The sequence below is a fragment of the Kitasatospora sp. NBC_00039 genome (assembly GCF_045160625.1).
Taxonomy (GTDB): Bacteria; Actinomycetota; Actinomycetes; order Streptomycetales; family Streptomycetaceae; genus Kitasatospora.
The window spans coordinates 308,420-328,899 of record NZ_CP108289.1 but is presented as its reverse complement, the minus strand read 5'-3'; the positions used below and the strand labels follow the sequence as shown (position 1 = coordinate 328,899).

The window sequence follows — 20,480 nt, the reverse complement described above, 5'->3', positions numbered from 1 at the left end:
GCGATCGGCAGGGTGATGCGCCCGGTTCCGCAGGCCACCTTCAGGACCGGTCAGCCCGCCCGGACCGCTTGGCCCAGGAAGAACGGAATGTCGTGGGTGCGAGCGGCGAACTCCTGGTCGTAGAAGTCCGCATCGTCGTACACGGCCAGGCCTTCCGGTGGTTTCATCGCGCCACCGCCGGCGTCGGGCCGGAAGCGTCGGCAAGGCTGGTGAGGATGGAGCCGGACCAACTGCTCTCCCCGAACACGCTGACCGGCATGGCGAGCACGCCGTGCTCGCGCTGGAGCGTCTCCGCCGGGATGTCAACCGGGAAGAAGTAGTTGCCGGGACAAGTGCGGCTCGCCGTGGGAATCGCCCCGAGCACCTCGTCCGGCAACCGTTCGAACAACCGCGCAGCCCGTGCGGCCAGTTCGTCGCCGACTTGCCGGGGCACGTCACTGTGCTCGGTCAGCAGACGGTCGGCGAGCCTCAACTGTGCCCGCGTCGGCGGATCCGCCCGGAACGCCTCGGCCAGTTCGGCTTGTTCCGGACCCAGCAGGACCACGCCGAAGGTGCGTGGCCACAGCCACCCCTTGGTGACCGAATGCAGCAGCACTGTACGACCGGTGTCCAGCAATCGCCGTGTCCCGGCGGCGAACGGGGCTCCCAGGTCGTAGACGCTGTCGATCAGCAGGCGGCGGTGTGGTGATTCCTGCAGCCACGAGATCACCGCGGCGCACTCGGCATCGGACAGGTACCGGCCGAGCGGCTTGCTGGGGTTGGCGAGCAGCAGGTACTCGGGCCGGTCCTCCGCAGGCGCCCCCGGCCAGGCCGGCACCGGCAGCGTCGGGTAGGACGCGGGTGTCAGGCCCGCCGCGCGGGCCAGCTCGAAGTACACCGGGTACACGTCGCCGGGCAACCACAACCGCGCTTGCACGGCGCGCAGCCACTGGAACACCACACCGAGCCCGTGCCGGACCCCTCGACAGACCATGGCGCGGCCGGACCACTCTTCCGGCAGCTCGAACCGCCGCAGCCAGGCACGGGCGAGATCGCACCGGTGCACCGTAATCGTGTCGGTCGGCGGTTCCGGTCGCATCGGAGCGAGCGCCCGGTACACGTTGGTCTCGGCGGCGTCCAGAAGCGACGAGGAAGTGCCGAGTTGCCGCTGCCGGAATTCCTGGAACTCGTCGAACCTCATGCCGTTGCACCTTCCGCCACGATCTCGCTGGCGCGGTCCTCCAGGGAGGCGTAGCAGCGTCCGTCGGCCAGGACGTTCCAGCTGCGCGCGATCCCACTGGTGCGTTCCCAGAGCAGGCTGGGCTCGGTGTAAGCGGCGATCCGCATCGGCCGTCCGTCCCAGCTGCCGTGGTAGACCGGCGCGCCCCAGGGCAGGCGGCTCGCCAGTTCGAAGCCGTGCCGCTCGGCGAACCGGGTGACGACGGACAGCGAAACCTGGTGCGCTCGGCTCCAGACGTTGGCGGTGCGGTCGAAGTAGAGCGATTCAGTGCTGGTGGAGACGTACAGCTCTTTGAAGCAGACTTCCTCGACGCCGAGATCCGCGGCCCACGAAAGGTAGTCGGCGACGCCGGCCGCATCGGCCACGCCGCCGCGCTGGAGTACGCAGATCAGCCTCATCCGCAGGCCCGGCCATCGGTCACGTTCCCCGTGCCAGGTCCCGACCACGGAACTCACCGGCGTGCGCAGCATCATCAGCCGCTCGCTGACGGCGTCGTCCTGATGGTGCCGGGAGACCGCCAGCACGCTCAGGCCTGCGGCGCTCAGGGCTGCCAGTCGGCCGGCCCGGTCAGCGTGCTGACCCTTCGCCAGGGTGTGCGCGTTGGTGATCAGGACGACCTTCGGGAAGGCCGCCGAGCAGGCGGACACCAGCCGCAGCTGCTGTTCGAACGGTATGAGCGTGGGCTCCCCGCCGCCGGTGATCACTGCCCGCTCGGCACCTGCCGTGCGGGCGCGCTCCAGCCAGTGGGCGACCGCGTCCCACGGGACCCGTGCCGGCGCTTGGTCGCTGGAGATCGAAGCGGAGGAGAAGCAGAACGAACACCGGGCCTGGCAGGCGGAGGCGACCGGTAGAACCGAAACCGAGCGCGGTCGCACGTCGGCGTAGCGGCGCAGTGCCGATCCGTGCAGGTGCAGGGAGTCCGCCATTGCATCCTCGACGGTCGTCGGGCGCAGGGTGAACTCGTCGCCTACGTGGTCGAGCTCGTGGACGGCTGACAACCGGATGTGAGCCTCGTGCAGTTCCATGCCGAGGCCGGTCGACACGTTGGGCACCAGCTTGTCGGGGTCCACCGTGGTTTCCAGCACCAGCAGCCGGTCGCCCGGAATGGCCAGACGGTCCAGCAAGCGTCGCGCCTTGCCGATGCCGATACCCAACTCCGAACGGGTCAGCAGGTGGAACCGGTCGGGATAGGTACTCTCCGGAATCCCCGTTTTACCGTAGGTGAACGCGTACTTGTCGAAGCCCTTCGCGAAGTTCGACAGCACGATGACGTGGAAGCGCTGGTCACTAGGGTTCATCCCGTCATCATGCATGAACGGGCTCGGGGGCCAGGATCGCGACGTCGTCGTCCGGACCCCCGGCCGACTCCTCCATGCTCTCCCGGGCCTCGCCGGTCAGATCGCCGTCCTTGCCGTGGACCAGGTCCTTGTTCGCCGAGTTCCGGTTCTCCACCACCCGCAGTCCCTCGTCGATTTCCCGGTGCACCCGTGCGGCACCTGCCGTCGTCTATCCGAGCATGAGCATTGCTTCGGCGACCTTGCTGACCGCCGTGTCGGGGATCGCGGTGGCGGCCCCGTTGAGGACGAGGGGCCGTGCTCCGGGGATCTCGCGCGCGAGCGCCTCGCCGTTGCCGAGGGGCAAGATCCGGTTGCGGCGGCCGTGGACGACGAGCGTGGGGACCTCGATTCCGGGCAGGCGCTCGCGCCAGCGGGGTGTGGAGTCGAGCCTGGAGAACACCGTGCCCAGCTGGTTGGCCATCTGGACCGGTGGTGTGGTGCCGGGGGTGCGGTCCCAGATGCGTGCGGCGGTTGCGCGCGCGGCGGCGGGGTCGTCGCCGAGGATCTCCGCGCCGGTGGCGGCGAACTCCGCGACTGCCTCGCGGTCGGTCCAATCGGGCATCGGACGCGCGAACAACCGGCTCATCGTCGCCTGGTCATGGTCGGGGAGGTCGTCGTCGGGCGGACCGGGGGCGACCGCGCGGGTGCCGACCAGGGTGAGTGCGCAGAACGCGCCCGGATGGTCGAGCACGGCCACCTGGGCGACCATCCCACCGATACCGATCCCCCCGAGGTGCGCAGGCGCCCCGCCGAGCGCGTCGGCGAGGGCCGCGGCGTCGGCGGCGAGGTCGCGCAGGGTGTAGGCGGGCGCCTGGGGATCCGTCGTCGTGGACTCCCCGCTGTCACGCAGGTCGTAGCGCACCACACGGCGCCCGCCGGCGGCGAGGCGCTCGCAGAGCGAGTCGGGCCAGGAGAGCATCGTCGGCCCGCCTGCGAGCAGGACGAGTGGTGCGTCGTGGTCACCGAACGACTCGATGCCCAAGGCGATCTCATTGGCGTTGACAGTGGTCATCGGATCACCGGAAGTCGTCGCGCCCGAGACCGCGGTCGGGTGCGCTCATGTCGCCCGTCCCGGGGGTGCCGTCGGCGGCCGAGCAGGAGGGCGTCCGTGCCCTCGTACGCGGCGAGGATCTGCGCCCCGGTGACCTCGTCCAGCAGGGGCGCCTGCCAGCCGCCGAACGGGAACCCCACGGGGTCCTCGTCGGGGCCGCCGGGCGCCTGCCCGACGAGGTCGAGGGTCGTGAACAGCTCGATGTGGATGAGGCCCATGTCTGTACTCCCGATGAGTTGGTCGTCCGGGTCGAGATGTAGACCTGCCGGGGCCGGAAAACTCATCGACGCGCCGGCACCCGGTTTCCGTACCCCCTGGCTTCGCTCATGTGAAGTAGCAGCGATTAGTCAGCGCTTTGGGCAACAGTTGGCGATCTGAGTGCCGCGGATGTCACCAGATATGACGTCACCTGGAGCCGACGGGGCCTCTGCGAGGGTCGGCGATCTTCCCCGGCCTGCTCGTCGCCTCATGTTGTTGGATCCCGCGGCGACGTTGGTGGTGGGCGATCGGCGGTGGCACGTGTGGGCGGTAGCGCCACAGGGACTCGGTCTGGACCACCTCGGCTGGTGCGGAGGGCTCGTCGTTGGTGGCGGATCCGGCTGACGGTGTCACCGAGCTGTGAACTGCTTGAGTGTGTCGACCCATGCCCGGTCGCTGTTTCCTCTGGTGCTCCCTCCCCAGATCACGACTCCCTTGACAGCTTTCGCGCATGCCGCCAGTTCGTATGACCACAGGTCTGCGGGCAGATACTGTGACGCGTTCGGGGTGTGGTCAGGGTAATGGGGCCAGAGGAACGGGTAGACCGGAATGTTCGGGTTGGTCTGTTGCGCCTGGGCCACGATGCGGTCGAGTCTTGCCTGCCACTTGTTGCGGTCCGGGGAGGGGGTGTAGAGGTCCGGGAAGAAGGCGTCCTCCTGTTCGGCGAGGCTGCGGGCCAGCGGGTAGTACGCGGGTTGCGTGGTGTCGAGCAGGCCGAAGACGCCGATCTGTTTTCCCGGCGCGGCCTCGTGTGTCCACTGCAGCAATGTTGAGAGCTTCTGGTAGTGCCGCTGTGCTTCGTCGGGCGTGCCGGTGAGGTAGAGCGTTTCGTAGTCCAGGACGAGGGGTCCTGGTGTGCCCAGGTGCTGGCGCACCACCTTCTCGTAAGCCTCCTGCGGCGGCAGGGCCAGTTCGGCTTTGGGGCCGCCGTATGTGCCGCCGGGGGAGGGCTGGCCGGCCAGGGATGCGACGGCGGATCCGTAGATGATGTCGGCTTTGACCGCACCGGCTTGTTCGAGGTCGAGATTCGCATAGAACGTCGTGTCGTAGACGGTGAAGCCGGCGGGAGCAGGACCGGGGCTCTGCTTGACGGTTGGTGTGGACGCGGCCGGGGCATTCGCATCGCACGCGGCGAGTCCGAGGACGGCGATCATGCATGCCGTCGTTCGAAGTCCCCACCCACGGTTGATTCTGGTTATGGACATCCGTCCTCCGCCTGGACTGTCGGTCGGTGAGTGCGCACGGTGATCGGCTGCGGCCGTGCGCCAAAGGTTTGTCGGGGAGCACACATCGGTGTGGGGCCGTGCCGTCGTTGTCGGCGCGGCCCCACACCGGTCTGTGGTCAGGCGTTGTGCTTGGCGAGGAAGTCGGTGATGAGCTTCTGCCATTCCTCGGGCCGCTCGACCATGGGCAGGTGGCCGGTGGGGATCTCGGTGAGCTGGGCGCCGGAGATGTTCTCGGCGAGGTGGCGGTGCAGGGCGGGGGGCGCCAGGTGGTCGGCGGTGGTGGAGATGACCAGGGTAGGGACACGGATGCCGGCGAGGTCGTCGCGGACATCGATCCGGCTGGCGAGGTCGGCGTGCTCGACGGTGCCGTCGGCGACTTCGCCGGCGGCGTAGGTGATGACTTCCTCCAACTGCTCGGCGGGCATGGCCTCGATGGCCTGGGGGCTGAGGGCGTGGGGGAAGAGGAACTCGCTCACCAGGCGGCGGTCGCCGGTGGCGGCGAGCTTGCCCCACACCCTGATGGTCAGGGCCTGCTGGTTGTTGGGGTGGGCCATGGTGGCGGTCAGGACGAGGGCGGTGACGCGCTCGGGGTGGCGGGCGGCAGCGCGGATGGCGACGGGGCCGCCGAGGGAGTAGCCGTGCAGGGCGAAGGTGTCCAGGCCTTCGGCGACGGCGGCGGCGACGAGTTGGTCGGCGAGGTCGTCCAACTGGAGGGGAGTGGTGGAGCGGGGGGTGTTGCCGCTGCCGGGGTAGTCGACGCCGACGACGGTGTGGCCGGCGGCCAGGCCTTCGAGGATCGGGCCGTAGGTGTTGTCGATGCTGCTGCCGGCGCCGTGGGCGAGGGCGAGGCCGGGGCCGGAGCCCAGGACGGTGCGGGCGAAGGTCGCCTCGGGGAGGGTGCGCTCGGACATGACGTTTCCCTTACTCGTTGGGGTGTGGCGGATGGTCAGGTGGTGCGGTTCTTGGCCCAGGTGCGGACGTGCTCCAGGGCGGGTAGCAGGGCCCGGCCGTCGGAGGTGAGGGTGTAGCCGGCGGGCCCGGGCGGGAGCTGGTCGTGGGTGACCAGGCCGGCGTCGAGGAGTTCGCGCAGCCGGTCGGCGAGCATCTTGGTGCTGATGCGGTCGATGGCGGTGCGCAGTTCGCCGAAGCGGGCCGGGCGGGTGGCCAGGGTGTGGAGGATGATGCCGTTCCGCTTCTGGCCGAGGACCTGGAACGCGGTAGTGAGGTCCGCGTCGGCCGCCAGTGGCGCGGGCGTGGGGATGGTGGCGAGTGCCATCGCGTTCGGCCTCCCGTCGTACCGGTTCAGCTCGTGGGGGTTCGGGGGTTAGGCCGCGGCCGGTGAGGTGCGGGTGCCGGCCGCGGCCCCGGGGCCGCCTCGCCCGGTCCAGCGATGCGAGGCGGCGGCAGGGGGTCAGGGCAGGAGGACGGCCTTGCCCTGGTTGCGGTGGGCTTCCAGGTCGGCGTGGGCCTGGGCGGCCTCGGTCAGGGGGTAGGTGCGCCAGATCGGCAGGCTGAGCTTTCGGTCGGCGGCCAGCTTCACCAGCTCCGGCAGGGCCTGGCTGCCCTGGTCGGCGCTGCCGGCGCTGAAGCGCACGCCGTGCTGCTGGGCGGCCATGTCGGCGATGGTGATGACCTTGGCCGCATCGCCGGTCAGGGCGACGGAGTCGGCGAGCACGCCGGCGCCGGAGGCGTCGAACACGAAGTCCACCCCGCCCGGAGCGGCGGCCTTCACCCGCTCGACCCAGCTGTCGCCGTAGCGGACCGCGGTGGCCCCGAGCGCGGTGACGCGCTCGAGGTCTTTCTCGCCAGCGGTGCCGATGACGGTGATGCCGCGGGCGGCGGCCAGCTGCACGGCGATGACGCCGACGCTGCCGGCGGCGCCGTGGACGAGCAGGGTCTGCCCCGGCTGCACGCCCAGCTGGCCGAGGACCCGGTGCGCGGTCTGGCCGACCGTCACCAGCGAGGCGGCGACTTCCCACGACAGGGCGGCAGGCTTGGCCACCGGACGCTCCAGCAGCGCGTACTCGCCGTAGCTGCCGCCGACCGTGGCGCCGAGGACCTCGTCCCCCACCGCCGCTCCGGCGCCCTCGCCGACCGCGTCGACGACACCGGCCGCGTCCAGACCCGGGACCACGGGAAAGCGGGCCGGGGTGACCTTGGCCATCAGGCCGGAACGGATCTTCATGTCGAGCGGGTTCACCGAGGCGGCCCTGACCTTGATCCGGACCTGGCCCGGGCCCGGCTCCGGCCGGTCGACCTCCGTCAGCTGGAGCACCTCGGGCGCGCCGTACTCGGAGAAAGTGATCGTGGTGGACATGAGGAACTCCCAGGTGGAGACGGGTGGGGGAGGAAAGGTCACACGTTCTGACTCACTGTGTGGCCATGAGAGCGGCCACGAGGGTGGCCACGCCGGTTAGGCGGTCAGAGTGGGGTAGTCGGTGTAGCCGCGGTGGTCGCCGCCGTAGAAGGTGGCCGTGTCCGGGGTGTTGAACGGGCCGCCGACGGCCAGGCGGGCCGGAAGGTCGGGGTTGGCGAGGAACAGGGCGCCGTAGGCGACCATGTCCGCCGTTCCGTCCTCGACCAGCTTCAGCGCCTCGGGGCCGGTGACCTCGGGGTAGGTGAAGGGGTTGAGGACGAAGGTGCCCGGCCAGGCCTTGCGCAGCCGGGCGGTCAGGTCGCGGTCCGGGCCCTCCATCAGGTGCAGGTAGGCCAGGTCCAGACCGGCGAGCTGCTCCAGCAGCGCCTCGTACACCTCGCCCGGCTGGGGCTCGGCGATGTCGTTGTACGGGTTCCCGGGCGAGATCCGCAGACCGACCCGGTCGCTGCCGATCGCCTCCGTCACGGCCGTGACCACCTCGACGGCGAACCGGATCCGGCCCTCGACCCCGCCGCCCCAGGCGTCGGTGCGCAGGTTGGTGTTCGGGGCGAGGAACTGGTGGACCAGATAGCCGTTGGCGCCGTGGATCTCCACGCCGTCGAAGCCGGCCTGGATCGCGTTATGGGCCGCGGTGGCGAAGTCGGCGATCGTCTGCCGGATCTCCGCCTCGCTCAGCTCGTTCGGGGTCACGTACTCCTTCGGGCCCTCGTGGGTGAATACCTGGCCCTTGGCGGCCACCGCCGACGGCGCCAGCGGCACCAGGCCGTCGGGCAGCAGGCTGGGGTGGCCGATCCGGCCGGTGTGCATCAGCTGCGCGAAGATCACGCCCCCCTCGGCGTGTACGGCGTCGGTCACCGTCCGCCACGCCGCCACCTGGCCGGCCGTGTGCAGACCGGGGGTGCCCGGGTAGCCCTGGCCGACCGGCGAGGGCTGGATCCCCTCGGTGACGATCAGCCCGGCACTGGCGCGCTGCGCGTAGTACTCCGCCATCAGAGCGGTCGGCTCCGCGCCCGGCCCGTAGGCGCGGCTGCGGGTCATTGGCGCCATGGCGATACGGCTGGCCAGGCGGCGGCCGCCCAGAACGATCGGATCGAAAGCAGTGGTCATGATCTCTTCCCTCGTCAGGAGTGATGGGCGGTGGCCCCGACATATCCAACGTAACAGATACCTGCTCGAACAAGTAAATATTCGAGAGCCACTTTCCAGTCGATATGTGACGCAAATCACGCACCCTGACCAGGAAAGGTCCGAATCTGAGGTAGATGCAGCCCGTAGAGAGAGGAGGTGCGGGATAGCATTAGCTGCCTGACCAGGAAAGCGAGGTAGAGATGACACAGTCCACACCGGCAGCCGGGAAGGATCCCGTGGCAGCCGGGCAGGAGGCCAGCGTTCCGGTGCCGGCCGCGGCGAGCGGCGGGCCCATCAGTCACGCGATCTTCCGTCTCGCCCGCCTGCACCGCATGTTCGCCGGACAGCTACTGCGCCGCATCGGTCTGCATCCGGGCCAGGAGCTGGTGATGATGCACCTGTGGGAACTCGGCCCCCAGCGCCAGACCGACCTGGTGCGGCTCATGGACTCCGATGCCGCCACCATGACCCGCACCGTCCAGCGCCTGGAGCAGGCCGGCTTCGTACGCCGCCGCCCCTCGCCCACCGACAAGCGCGCATCCCTCATCGAACCCACCGCGGCCAGCCACGCCCTACGGCGTGAGGTCGAGCAGAGCTGGAGCCAGCTCGAGGACCTTGTCACCGCGGGTCTCTCGGCCGACGAGTGCACCGAGGCCCTGCACACCCTGGAACGCCTGGAACAGAACCTCGTCCAGGCCGCCGCCGACCCCACCTGCGCAGTCGGGAGTTAGCCGGCGGCTCTCCAGCTGGTCGGCGTTACAGCACGTCAGAGCTGGTTGAGCAGCATCGCAGCCCCGTCACCTGACGGGGCAACGGTCCTTCAGCTCGCTCCCGTCCTCGTCGGCCGACGGCTCCCGCATCGGGACTGGTGTCACGGTGTATGGCTGCCGGGTGCGTACCGGCTCCACGGGGCTCCGACCTCGGTGGCGACGTAGGCGGTGGCGGCCCCGGTGTAGCCGAGTGCCTTGGCGACGACCGGGGGCGGCGCGTGTCGGAGGTAGTGCCGGAGGGCTGTCACTCGGGCGGATCTGGGGGAGATGCCGGCTTCCCGTAGGTGTTCGCGGAGGGCACCTGGGCTCATCGGCTGTCCGGCCTGGCGGCCGGGGAACAGCCAGCAGGCGCTTGCTGATCCGCCGGCGTAGCGAGGGCGTGTCGGACATTCAGCAAGACCGCCGTCGTCATCACCGCGAAGTCCGCCGGGCGCAAGGTCTTCGGGCTCGCCACCGCAGGCGTCCGGCTCGCTTGACCTCTTGCGCGTCAGTCCGGCAGCCAGTGCAGCTCGTGCGCCAGGGTTTTGGCGACGGCACGGATGCGGCGGTGTAGTGGCGACTGCTCGCGTGGGAGGACCAGGTGGATCGTCAGGCTGGGCGCGCCCCGCAGCGGTCGCCAGGTGAGACCGGCCGGTTGTGCCGTGGCCGCGGCTTCTCCGGCCGGGGCGAGGGTGACCCCGTCGCGCAGGTCGCGCTGAGACATGTCGAAAGCGACTGCGGGCGTGTGGAATCGGGGGTGTGGTCGGGTGTCTCGGAACAGTGCGGACAGCTGATCGTGGATCACGGGGTTGGCCGCACGGTCCGGGAGCCGCAGCGGATACGCGGCCGCGTCGGCGATCTCGATCTCCGGGTGTTCGGCCAGCGGATGGTGCTGCGCCAGCTGGACCCCGATGCGCGCACGCCGCAGCAGGAACCGGCGCACGCCACGGCCCGGTTGTTCACCGCGGGTGATCCCGGCATCGAGGCGGCCGTCGGCGACCGCGGGGGAGATCTCCGGTGTCGCCATCGGGACCGCGCCGACCTCGAGTCCGATGTTGCCGCGAATCAGCCTGTCCACCAGGGCCGGTGCCGTCTCGGCCCCGGCGCTGAGGCTGTATCCGATGCGCAGCGTGCCCAGTTCACCGGCTGCCGCGCTCCGGGCAGTGTCCCATGCCCGGTCCAGCGCCGCCAGCGCGGGCGGCGCGGACTCCGCCAAAGCCGCACCGGCCGTGGTCAATACGACGCTACGCGTGTTGCGGACCAGCAGGGCCGTACCGAGTTCCGCCTCCAATCGGCGCATCCGGGCGCTGAGTGCGGGCTGTGCGATACCGATCCGTGCGGCCGCGCGGGTGAAGTTCAACTCCTGTGCCAGCACCAGGAAGTACCGCAGGCTCACCGTATCCGGCGCCACGTGCCCTCCCTGCCGATTGATAACGATCCGTTCTGAGCCTATCCCGTACCGGTCTTTCCCTCGACCGCACATCAAGCCCTAACCTGCGCATATGACGATTCCGCTGACCGCAGTACCCGTCGCCGGGATCGATCGATCCGAGTGTCAATTCGAAGTCGGACGTGTCCGGCCGAACACAGGAGGTTTCCATGGCCAAGGGCTACTGGGTCAGTGTCTACCCCGCCATTTCCGACCCTGAGAGGCTGACTGCCTACGAGAAGCTGGCCCGTCCGGCTGTCCGGGCTGGGGGCGGGCGCCTCCTGTCCCGTGGCGGTCGAGTCGTCGCCCACGAGGCCGGAATCACGCAACGCGTCGTTCTGATCGAGTTCGACAGCTTTGAACAGGCCGTCGCGGCATACGAGAGCGAGGCATACCAGAAGGCGCTGGTGGCCCTCCCCGACGGCGTCGAGCGCGACTTCCGCATCACCGAAGGCATCGACTGACCGGCGGGCCCAGCCATCGCTGAGCATCCGTCACCTGATGCGCACACGGTGCTGAACGACGACTCACGACGTTCTTGCCGGTCTTGATCGTGATCTTCTTGGCGATCTCGGGCACGGGCTCCAAAGCCAGCTCGACGCCTTGGAGGCCGCCCGCTGCAAACGGGCGGGCCGGTGAGCAGTTCGTCGCAGATCGCGTTGTGTTCCCGGACGGATCCCCCTGGGAGGGGTGTTCCCCTGCCGGCGCTCCGGTTCCACGATAGGAGGGTCGCCGCCCGCCCGCGCGCCGGGGCTTCCGGCGGCCCGGCGCCTCCGGGGACGAGGCGCGCCGGAAACCCTCAACGCCGTCTCCCGGTAGGGTAATTCCGGCTGGTTCCCGTCTCTTGCGCCGCCACCGGGCGGACTGACAGGCTCTGCGCCGTGATCGGTGACAGTGCGTTCGCAGCAGGGGAGGAGGCCGCCTCGTCCCGGTGGTCGCCGACCCTCGCGCCGGCGCAGTCCCCGGGCCCGCGGCACCTCGACCCGGCCGAGTTCGTCGAGGCTGCTCTCGCCGCCGCACCCGGCGACCCGGTCCTGCCGTCCGGGCCGCTGCCCGGGACGGCCGGCTTCGCCGTCGTGCTCGCGCCGTTCGCCGCTCTGGCCGGGCGGCGGCTGCTCGCCGCGCTCGACCCGGTGGTCGGCCGGTCGGCCGAACTGCCGCATATCGTGGCGGAGTTCACCGCGCGGACGGCCGCCGCGCTGGGCGGTCTGGCGGCCCGCGCGCTGGTGTTGGAGCTCCGGGTGGCGAGGGTGGAGGGGCGACTGGCGGGCGCGACCCCGCCGGCCAGGTTCCGCGACTTCGTCGCCACCGCCGGCACCCGGGCCGGCCTGACCCGGTTGTTCGCCGAGTACCCGGTGCTGGCCCTGCTGCTCGGCCGTTCCTGCGTGAACGCCGTCGCGGCCATGGCCGAACTGCTCACCCGGTACGCCGCCGACCGCACCGAACTGGTCGCCCGGCTGCTGGCCGGACGCGACCCGGGGCCCTTGGCCGCCGTGGACCGGACCACCGGTGACGCGCACCGGGGCGGCCGACGGGTCGCCGTACTGGGCTTCGCCGACGGCAGCCGGCTCGTCTACAAGCCCCGCCCGCTCGCGGCCGACCACCACTTCGGCGAACTGGTCGACTGGTTCAACACCCGCCCCGGGACGCCCGGGTTGCGCACGCCCGCCCTGCTGACCCGTCCGGAATACGGCTGGTCGGAGTTCATCGAGGCCGGACCCTGCGCCTCCCCGGCCGAACTGGACCGGTTCTACCGACGCCAGGGCGCGCTGCTCGCCATCGCCCACGTCCTCGACCTCACCGACCTGCACCACGAGAACCTGATCGCCTGCGGCGACCACCCGGTAACGGTGGACGTCGAGACGCTCTTCCACCCGCCCTCGCCCGAGGACTCCGCCGCCGCTGACCCGGCGGGCCGTGCGCTGGACGAGTCCGTCCAGCGGACCGGCCTGTTGCCCCAACTGATGCTCGGGGACGAGGCCGCGCTCGACCTCTCCGGCCTCGGAGGCGGGACCGACCGCCGCTCGCCGCTGGAGGCGATCGGCTGGCAGGCCGCCGGCACCGACGAGATGCGGCTGGTGCGCCGGCCCGGCTCGGTCCCCGCCGGCGACAACCGCCCCCGGCTGGACGGCGCCGAAGCCGAGCCCGCCGCCCACGCCGACGCGCTGGTGGCCGGCTTCCGCGCCGGCTACCAAGCGATCCTGACGGACCGGCAGGAGCTGACCGGCCTGCTGCGCCGCTTCGCCGACGACGAGGTCCGCGTGGTCACCCGGGCCACCCAGGTCTACGCGACGGTCCTCGTCGAGGCCACCCACCCCGACGTGCTGCGGGAGCCGGCCGACCGGGAGGCGCTGCTGCGACTGCTCGGTACGGACGCGGTGGACGACCAGGGCTGGCCGGGACTGCTCGACCACGAGGTCGCCGAACTGGAGGCCGGCGACGTGCCGGTGTTCACCGCCCGGCCGGGCCGCGCCGACCTGTGGAGCGGCACCGGCGCCCGCATCCCCGGCGCCCTCGACCGGCCCGGACTGGCCCGGGTGACGGACCGCCTCGCGGCGATGGACGAGGCCGACCTCGCCGGGCAGGAGCGGATCATCCGGGCGTCGCTGGCCTGCCGTGCCGCGAAAGCGGCCCATCCCGCCGCCGTGCCCGGCCCGCGCGCCGCCGAGCCGGGCGAACCGCCCGCTCCGGGGCGGCTGCTCGGCGCCGCCCGGGAGCTCGGCGACCTGCTGATCGGGCGGGCCCACCGGGGGCGGGGGCGGGCGAACTGGCTGGGCGTGGAACCGCTCGGCGAGCGGTACCGCAGGCTGGGGCCCTGCGGTGCCGACCTGGGGCACGGGTACACGGGCGTCGCACTGTTCCTCGCCCAACTGGCCGCGGTCACCAGTGCGGACCGCTACGCCGGGACGGCGCTGGCCGCTCTGCAGCCGGTGCCGGAGCTGCTCGAACGGCTCGCCGCGCTCCCGGACGAGGACCTCGCCGCGGTCGGCTCGGGCGGCTTCACCGGGCTCGGCGGCATCCTGTACGCACTCACCGGCGTGGCAGCCGCCCTGGACGACGCCGGGGTGCGCGCCCTGATCGATCCGGCGGCCGCCCTGACCGTCCGGGCCGCCGGCGTCGAGCAGCCGACCGGTGTGTTGGACGGCACGGCGGGCGGCCTGGTCGCGCTGCTGGCCGCGCACCGCGTGAGTCCGTCGGCCGAGCTCCGGCGCGGCGCGGATGCCTGCGCCGACCGGCTCGCCGCCGCGCCCGTCCCGGCGGCGCCGGGCTTCGCCACCGGCGCCGCCGGGGTGGGCTGGGCGCTGCTCGGCTTCGCCGCCGCCGGGGGCGGCGAGCGGTACCGCCGGACGGGACTGGCCGCGCTGCGTTCGGCCGTGGCCGCGCTGCCGTCCGCCGGGGTGGACCTCTCCTGGTGCACGGGCTCGGCCGGGGTGGCGCTGGCGGTCGCCGACCGGGCCGAGGCGATGGCGGACCCCGGGCTCGCCGAGACCGTCGCCGAGGTGGTCGGACGTCTCGCCGGCACCGGACCGTTGTCTGATCACAGCCTGTGTCACGGCGAGTGGGGCGCACTGGAGTTGCTGCACCGGACGCCTGACCGTTCGGCACTGCGGGACCGGGCCGCCGGTGCGGCCCGGCGCGGCCCCCGCCGCGCCGCCCGGGCCGGGACCGCGTCGCCCGGACTGCTCACCGGCCTGGCCGGCTGCGGCCACGGCCTGCTGCGGCTCGGCTTCGCCGACCGCGTCCCGTCGGCGCTGCTGCTGCGGGAGCCGACCCCTGAACCGCCGTCGGCCCGACTCGCGTCCCGGGCCGCGGTCACCTCCGAGACCATCTGACGCCGACCTCCGAGATCGTCTGCAGTGGAAAGGAAACCGTTCATGAACACCACCGACCTCCTGCCGCGCCGGAAGCAGCCCACCAGCGGATTCGGCGCCACCGGCGACCACCCGGCGGGTGAGATCCGGCTGCGGAGCGGCGGAGGACTCGGCCGTCGGTCCCGGCTGCTGCGTGAGGCCTCGGCGTTCCGCAGCACCAGTCAGTGGACCACGATCAGCCAGCCGGTCACCGACGAGCACCACTGACCGTTTCGAGGTGGTTCCGGCCGGTCGCCCGCTGGGCGCATGCAAGGAAGCGTGATTATCTTCCTTTAGAGATCACTATTCATCACAAGTCCTGCACAGTAGCCTGCGAACGTGCGCAACACTTCCCCGACGACCATCGGCCGCGAGATCGAACTCGGCCTGCTCCGGCGCGCCCTGACCGATCTTCAGCACAACGCGGGCCACGCAGTCTTCCTCTCGGGGGAGGCGGGGATCGGCAAGTCCCGGCTGGCGGGGGACTGTGCCGGGCGGGCCGAGTCGCTGGGCCTGCCCGTGCTGCGCGGACGCGGCAGCCCGACCAGTGCCGGTATCCCCTACCGCCCGCTCATCGAGGCGTTGAACTCTCGCTTCCGGGTCGTCGGTGTCCCCGACGACCCGGAGCTGGAGCCCTACCGTCCGGCCCTGGGCCGGGTGATCCCGGAGTGGCGGCACACCGCCGTGCCCGGCTACCCCGAGAGCGCGGTCGAGCTGGCCGAGGCGATGCTGCGGCTGCTGGTCGTCATCGGCCGGGACGGCGGCTGCCTGCTCGTCCTGGAGGACCTGCACGAGGCCGACTCGGACACCATCGCCGTGGTGGACTACCTGGTCGACAACCTGGCGGGCCTGCCGGTCCTCCTGGTGGCCACGCTGCGGCCCGAACCGGGGACCGCCCTGGAGCTGGCCCGGGGCGGCGAGCGCCGCCGGGTCGCCTCGGTGGCCGTCCTGGAGCCGCTCGGCATGTCCCAGATCGGCGCGCTCGCGGCCGGCTGCCTGGAGTTGCGGGCCGAGCAGGTGCCCGCCGCCGTGGTCGACCGGCTGAACACCTTCAGCAACGGGATCCCCTACCTCGTCGAGGAGTTGCTCGCCGAGATGGTCACCTCCGGGGCGCTGCGCCAGGACGGCGGCGACTGGCGGGTCGCCGGTGACCTGGCGGCCGCCGTTCCGGCCAACGTGGTCAGCGGCCTGCGCCACCGGCTGGAGCAGCTCGATCCACAGGTGCGCGACCTGCTGCTGCTGGCCGCCACCCTCGGCACCGGCTTCTCGCTCGGCACGCTCAAGCTGATCACCGGCCACGGCACGCGGCTGCTGCTCGATCACCTGGCCGCGGCGGCCGCCTCGGGCTTCGTCGTCCCCGACCCCACCGCCGTCGACCAGTACGCCTTCCGGCACGCGCTCACGGCGGAGGCCCTGCTCGCCGGACTGCCGCCGGCCGAGCGGGCCGTGATCGCCCTCCGGGCGGCCGAGGCGATCCTGGCGGCCGACCCGGCACTCTCCGACGGCCACTGCCAGTTGGTCGCGCACCTGCGGCAGTTGGGCGGCGACAGGCCGGGAGCGGCGCTGCTCTACGCCGAGGCGGGCCGCCGCACGCTCGCCGCGGGAGCCTCGACCACCGCCGTGCAACTGCTGGAGCGGGCCCATGAGCTGGCTGCGGCGACCGACCGCACCGACGTCGTCGAGTCGCTGGTCTACGCGCTGGCCGAGGAAGGGCAGCTGGACCGGGTGTTCGCCCTTGCCGAGTCGTTACCGGATGCCGGGGCCGACGCGCTGGACATCGAGCGTCGCGTCGCCCTGCACACCAGGCTCGCCTGGGTGGCCGTGATCGCCGAGCGTGCCGCCGACACCCTGGCGCAGATCGCCGCGGCCCGTGCGCAGCTCGACGGCTCCGCCGATCCCCGCCAGACCGCCGCCCTCGACGTGGTCGAGGGCCACCTGGCGCTGCTGCCCGGCCACGGCGGGGCGACGGCGCAGACCGAGCGGCTGGCCCGCGAGGCGGCCGAGGTCGCCGAGCGCGAGAAGCTCCCCGTAGTGGCCTGCCAGGCGTGGCAGTTGCTGGCCCTGTTGGCCCGCGAACGCGGCTTCGACGAGGCGGACGCGTGTCTGGAGCGGATGCTCGCCGTCGCGGAGGCGCACACTCTGCCGGTCTGGCGGGTGGAGGCACTGCTGCGGCTCGGCGGGAACGCCTTCATGCGCACCGGTGACGCGCGTCGGATCCGGGAGGCCAGGGACGCCGCCCGCGACCTGGGGGCCCTCATCCTCGCCCAGCACGCGGAAGGCCTGCTGGCCATGGACGCCCTGCAGCGCGCCGACTTCCCGGCCGCCCGGGAGATCATCGACCGCTGCCTGGAGCCGAGTGCCAGGATGCGCAACCTCGGCATCCACCGCTACCTTCTGCTGGTGGCGGCAACCCTCGCCGCCCACCAGGGCCGGCGGCGCCAGATGGAGCGGGAACTGCTCCGCTTCGAGCGCGCCGACGACTCCGCTTCCTTCCTCACGCCGGTCGTGCACGGCCTGTGCCGGGCCTTCTGCGCTCTCCTGGAGGAGAACCGCGCCCAGGCACTGGCCGAACTGGCCGCCGCGGCCGCCTGGGAGGACCGGCACCCCAACGTGTTCTACCTCAGCGGACGACACGGCCTCGGCCCGTTGCTCGCCGTCCTGGAGGGCACCGCCGACCGCGCGGCGTACGCGACCGTCCTGGCGGCACCGGCCTCCGCGCTGGCGTGGAACCGGCAGTTCCTGCTGCTCGCCGACGCCGTCCTGCTCGGACGCGAGGGCCGTGGCGGGGAGGCCGTCGCCCGGGTGGAGGTGGCGGTGCAGGCGGCCCGGAGGTTCCCGACTGCCCGGCACCTCGGGCTGCGCCTGGTCGCAGAGGCGGCCCTCGCCGACGGCTGGGGAGATCCCGTCGGCTGGCTGCGCACTGCCGAGGAGTACTTCCACGAGGCCGGCGTCCGTTCCGTCGCCGGTGCCTGCCGATCGCTGTTCCGGCAGGCGGGCGTGTCGGTCGCACAGCGGCGCACCGGGCGGGAGCTGATCCCTGAGGCGCTGCGGGCGAGCGGGGTGACGCTACGTCAGTACGACGTGTTCGTCCTGCTCGTGGAGCGCCTCGGGAACCAGGACATCGCCCAGCGGCTGTCGATATCGCCCCGCACGGTGGAGAAGCACATCGCCGGCCTGCTCCACAAGACCGGCAGTGCGGACCGCGCGGAGCTGTGCCGCCTCGCCCGGGAGCTGTGCGGGGACTGACCGGCCCGCGGTGCCCGGTCTCCGGAGGTTCCGCGGGGGCGGGGTCTCCCTCGCCCCCGCGGACCTGCCGCTCCTACGCCCCGGGGGCGAGGAAGTCCGGGACATGGGTGCCGAGGCCCTGCTCCTGTGCCCGGTGGTGGACCAGGTCGGCGACGGCGAGGTCGAGGACGCCCAGGCCGAAGGGCGAGAAGACCGTGAGCGCCTCGGGGTCGCGGTGGCAGCGGCCGGCGGTGAGGACGGCACCGATCGAATCGGCGATGAAGTCGCGGTGACCGGCCTGCTGTTCGGCCAGGTGCAGCGAGGTGGCCTCGCGGCACACGTGGTCGCCGTCGTCGACGATGTTGACGCTGGACAGGATGGTCTCCGGGGTGAGGTCGCGAAGGGACAGGTGGAGCAGCAGTGTCCCGGGCCGGCAGGGGGAGGGGTCCAGGTGCGGGGTGGACGCGGTGGTGGCGAGGGAGACCAGCCGGTGGGCCGCCAGGGCGTCCTCGATCCGTTCGGCAACGGCGGTCTTGAGCTCGGGCAGCCGGGCCGCGCACCGTTCGGCGAACGCCCGCGCGCGGGCCGGGTCGAGATCGAACAGGGTGACCTCGGCCAGGTCGGGCAGCAGGGCGCGCAGGAAGGTGAGCACCTCGAAGTTGATCACGCCGCAGCCGATCAGCGTGACGCCGGTCTGCGGCTCCCGCGGGGCGAGCGTCGCGGCAGCGAGCGCGGCGCCGGCCGCGGTGCGCCGGGCGGAGATCACCGAACCCTCCAGCAGCACCTCGGGGTGGCCGGTGCGCATCGAGTTGAGGATGACCGCCGCCGAGGCGCGCTCCAGTCCGGAGAGCAGGTTGCCCGGGAAGGACGAGATCCACTTGATGCCGGCGACCGGCTCCCGGTCTCCGGGGTCCCCGGTGTTCCCGAGGTAGGCGGGCAGGGCGATGATCCGGTTGCGGGCCTCCTCGGGGAACCGCAGGAAGAGCGAGTGGGGAACCGCGGTCCGGCCGGCCGCGTGCAGCCGGTAGGCCCGGCTCACCGCCTCGACCACCTGGTGCTCCGCACCGTCCAGGACCTGCCGTACGTCACGGGCTGTCAGAATCAGCATGCTGTCACCTCGGCCACCGGACTGTTCTCCCTCCACAGGTGGGTGACGTCGCCGAAGTGCGACGTGACCCAGTCGTCGTTGTAGATCGTGTCGAGGTAGCGTTCGCCCCGGTCGGGGAGGATCACGGCGCAGGTCGCGCCGGGCCGGATCCGCTCGCTCATCCGCCGGACCGCGGCGAGCACCGCACCCGACGAGCCGCCGGCGAGGATCGCCTCGCGGTTCGCCAGCCGCCGGCAGTTGACCACGCAGTCCAGATCGCTGACGTGCACCACTTCGTCCGCGAGGCCGTCCTGGTGGAGCGCCGGCCGGACGGCGGCGCCGTGGCCGGGGATGAGCCGGGGTGCGGGCCTTCGCCCGAAGATGACGCTGCCCTCGGCGTCGACGGCCACGAGCGTCACCGGGAGCTGCTGCTCTCGCGCGTACTCGGCGCAGCCGCGCAGTGTTCCGCACGAACTGGTCGCGCAGAACAGGTAGTCCAGGCCGCCGGGAACGGCCTCGCAGATCTCCCGCATCGTCGCGTGGTGCGAGCGCGGGTTGAGCGGGTTCGAGTACTGGTCCGGCCAGTAGGCGTGCTCGGTCCCGGCGAGGACCTCGCGCACCCGCCGGATCCGCACCGGCAGGTACTCGCCGGTGACCGGGTCGGTCCGGGTGACCACCTCGACCTCGGCGCCCAGCGCCCGCATGACGGCGATGTTCTGGCGGTTGGCGCGGGGGTCCACCACGCAGATGAAGCGGATCCCGAAGTATCCGCAGACCTGGGCGAGCCCGATGCCCAGGTTGCCCGAGCTGGACTCGACGACGACCGACCGTCCGGGAACCAGCCGGCCGGACCGGATGCCCTCGCGCAACAGCTCCAGCGCGGAGCGGTCCTTGATGGAGCCGCCCGGGTTGTGCGCCTCCAGCTTGGCGAAGAGGCGGAAGCGGCCGGCCGGGTCGATCCTGGTCAGCTCGACCAGCGGCGTCCGGCCCACGGTCTGGAGCACGCCGGCCGGAACGGTGTCAGACATGCGCACGGGCCCCGCCGGTGAGACTGGCACCACGGGTGCCATCGGTCCGCCGGTCGAGCGGCGGTTCGCGGTCGGGGAGCCGGATCGCATGCTGCTCCTCGTCGTCGACGACGACCTGGTACGTGCAGGTGTCGATGGCTTCCTCGGCCACAACGGCCCTCCTAGCTCCGGGGTTGACACTGCGACGGGGCGAGCCTGCCGGGCGTCGGGGAACGGCGGCAAGAGACAAACGGGCAGCAGGAACAGCATGCGCACCCTGCCGCTGTGTCCTTGGCGGCCGGTGGGTGTCACCGGCGCGGGCGTTCGGGCGTCAGGCGTTCGGGGCGGACTCGGCGGCGCGGCGAGGGAGCGGGCGGAGCGCGCCGAGAGGCTGAGGGTGGCGGTCGCGCCGAGGAGGACCATCCAGGCGGCCAGGACCCACCCCTTCCGGGCCGGGCCGGCTCAAGGTGTGGCGCGAGCCCGCCCCGGCCACCCTCGGCCAACGGCACCGGCCCCACCCGGGGCGGCTGCACCGG

19 protein-coding genes and 1 pseudogene are annotated in these 20,480 nt (G+C 72.1%); 5 read left to right on the top strand and 15 right to left on the bottom strand.

Features of this window, described 5'->3' with window-relative positions:
- Positions 1 to 163: 163 nt before the first annotated feature.
- The 10 genes and pseudogenes from OG286_RS01800 to OG286_RS01755 form a co-directional block, all read right to left on the bottom strand.
- Positions 164 to 1,180, bottom strand: coding sequence for an aminotransferase class I/II-fold pyridoxal phosphate-dependent enzyme (locus tag OG286_RS01800; protein ID WP_396320228.1), 1,017 nt, complete (start codon positions 1,178 to 1,180; stop codon positions 164 to 166).
- Positions 1,177 to 2,517, bottom strand: coding sequence for a radical SAM protein (locus OG286_RS01795; protein WP_396320226.1), 1,341 nt, complete (start codon positions 2,515 to 2,517; stop codon positions 1,177 to 1,179). Before OG286_RS01795 ends, OG286_RS01800 begins: the two co-directional genes overlap by 4 nt.
- A gap of 7 nt (positions 2,518 to 2,524) precedes the next feature.
- Complete coding sequence (locus tag OG286_RS01790) at positions 2,525 to 2,704, bottom strand: hypothetical protein (protein WP_396320225.1); 180 nt, start codon at positions 2,702 to 2,704, stop codon at positions 2,525 to 2,527.
- A 21-nt stretch (positions 2,705 to 2,725) separates the two neighbouring features.
- Positions 2,726 to 3,568, bottom strand: coding sequence for an alpha/beta fold hydrolase (locus OG286_RS01785; RefSeq protein WP_396320224.1), 843 nt, complete (start codon positions 3,566 to 3,568; stop codon positions 2,726 to 2,728).
- A 65-nt stretch (positions 3,569 to 3,633) separates the two neighbouring features.
- A pseudogene (locus OG286_RS01780) lies at positions 3,634 to 3,825 on the bottom strand (deaminase); the annotation flags it as partial.
- A gap of 390 nt (positions 3,826 to 4,215) precedes the next feature.
- Complete coding sequence (locus tag OG286_RS01775; protein WP_396320223.1) at positions 4,216 to 5,019, bottom strand: hypothetical protein; 804 nt, start codon at positions 5,017 to 5,019, stop codon at positions 4,216 to 4,218.
- A 188-nt stretch (positions 5,020 to 5,207) separates the two neighbouring features.
- On the bottom strand, positions 5,208 to 6,002 hold the full coding sequence (locus OG286_RS01770; protein WP_396320222.1) for an alpha/beta fold hydrolase: 795 nt from the start codon (positions 6,000 to 6,002) through the stop codon (positions 5,208 to 5,210).
- A 35-nt stretch (positions 6,003 to 6,037) separates the two neighbouring features.
- Positions 6,038 to 6,367: a winged helix-turn-helix transcriptional regulator gene (locus OG286_RS01765; RefSeq protein ID WP_396320221.1), complete on the bottom strand. Its 330-nt coding sequence runs from the start codon at positions 6,365 to 6,367 to the stop codon at positions 6,038 to 6,040.
- Between the two features lie 135 nt (positions 6,368 to 6,502).
- The gene (locus OG286_RS01760; RefSeq protein WP_396320220.1) at positions 6,503 to 7,408 is read right to left on the bottom strand and encodes an NADP-dependent oxidoreductase; all 906 of its coding nucleotides are present in this window, start codon (positions 7,406 to 7,408) and stop codon (positions 6,503 to 6,505) included.
- A 96-nt stretch (positions 7,409 to 7,504) separates the two neighbouring features.
- Entirely contained in the window at positions 7,505 to 8,575 is a 1,071-nt protein-coding gene (locus tag OG286_RS01755; protein WP_396320218.1) for an alkene reductase, read from the bottom strand.
- Positions 8,576 to 8,796: 221 nt separating this feature from the next.
- Between OG286_RS01755 and OG286_RS01750 the strand changes: the two genes are divergently transcribed.
- A complete protein-coding gene (locus tag OG286_RS01750; protein ID WP_396320217.1) occupies positions 8,797 to 9,327 on the top strand; it encodes a MarR family winged helix-turn-helix transcriptional regulator in 531 nt (176 codons plus the stop codon).
- Between the two features lie 140 nt (positions 9,328 to 9,467).
- Here the strand turns inward: OG286_RS01750 and OG286_RS01745 are convergent, their stop codons facing one another.
- A complete protein-coding gene (locus OG286_RS01745; protein ID WP_396320216.1) occupies positions 9,468 to 9,614 on the bottom strand; it encodes a hypothetical protein in 147 nt (48 codons plus the stop codon).
- Positions 9,615 to 9,853: 239 nt separating this feature from the next.
- Entirely contained in the window at positions 9,854 to 10,756 is a 903-nt protein-coding gene (locus OG286_RS01740; protein WP_396320215.1) for a LysR family transcriptional regulator, read from the bottom strand.
- 188 nt (positions 10,757 to 10,944) lie between these two features.
- Between OG286_RS01740 and OG286_RS01735 the strand changes: the two genes are divergently transcribed.
- The 4 genes from OG286_RS01735 (at position 10,945) to OG286_RS01720 (ending at position 17,871) form a co-directional block, all read left to right on the top strand.
- Positions 10,945 to 11,238 (top strand): DUF1330 domain-containing protein, encoded by a 294-nt coding sequence (locus OG286_RS01735; protein ID WP_396320214.1) that lies wholly within the window; start codon positions 10,945 to 10,947, stop codon positions 11,236 to 11,238.
- Between the two features lie 417 nt (positions 11,239 to 11,655).
- Positions 11,656 to 14,607 (top strand): type 2 lanthipeptide synthetase LanM family protein, encoded by a 2,952-nt coding sequence (locus OG286_RS01730; RefSeq protein WP_396320213.1) that lies wholly within the window; start codon positions 11,656 to 11,658, stop codon positions 14,605 to 14,607.
- A gap of 42 nt (positions 14,608 to 14,649) precedes the next feature.
- Complete coding sequence (locus OG286_RS01725) at positions 14,650 to 14,853, top strand: hypothetical protein (RefSeq protein WP_396320212.1); 204 nt, start codon at positions 14,650 to 14,652, stop codon at positions 14,851 to 14,853.
- Between the two features lie 111 nt (positions 14,854 to 14,964).
- On the top strand, positions 14,965 to 17,871 hold the full coding sequence (locus OG286_RS01720; RefSeq protein WP_405363421.1) for an ATP-binding protein: 2,907 nt from the start codon (positions 14,965 to 14,967) through the stop codon (positions 17,869 to 17,871).
- 73 nt (positions 17,872 to 17,944) lie between these two features.
- Here the strand turns inward: OG286_RS01720 and sbnB are convergent, their stop codons facing one another.
- Genes sbnB through OG286_RS01705 form a run of 3 tightly spaced genes read right to left on the bottom strand, consistent with a single transcriptional unit; the run spans position 17,945 to position 20,116 of the window.
- Positions 17,945 to 18,958, bottom strand: coding sequence for a 2,3-diaminopropionate biosynthesis protein SbnB (sbnB, locus tag OG286_RS01715; RefSeq protein WP_405363423.1), 1,014 nt, complete (start codon positions 18,956 to 18,958; stop codon positions 17,945 to 17,947).
- On the bottom strand, positions 18,952 to 19,965 hold the full coding sequence (gene sbnA, locus OG286_RS01710; protein WP_396320209.1) for a 2,3-diaminopropionate biosynthesis protein SbnA: 1,014 nt from the start codon (positions 19,963 to 19,965) through the stop codon (positions 18,952 to 18,954). The genes sbnB and sbnA overlap by 7 nt, the downstream gene beginning before the upstream one ends.
- Complete coding sequence (locus OG286_RS01705; protein WP_396320208.1) at positions 19,958 to 20,116, bottom strand: hypothetical protein; 159 nt, start codon at positions 20,114 to 20,116, stop codon at positions 19,958 to 19,960. The genes sbnA and OG286_RS01705 overlap by 8 nt, the downstream gene beginning before the upstream one ends.
- Between the last annotated feature and the right edge of the window lie 364 nt (positions 20,117 to 20,480).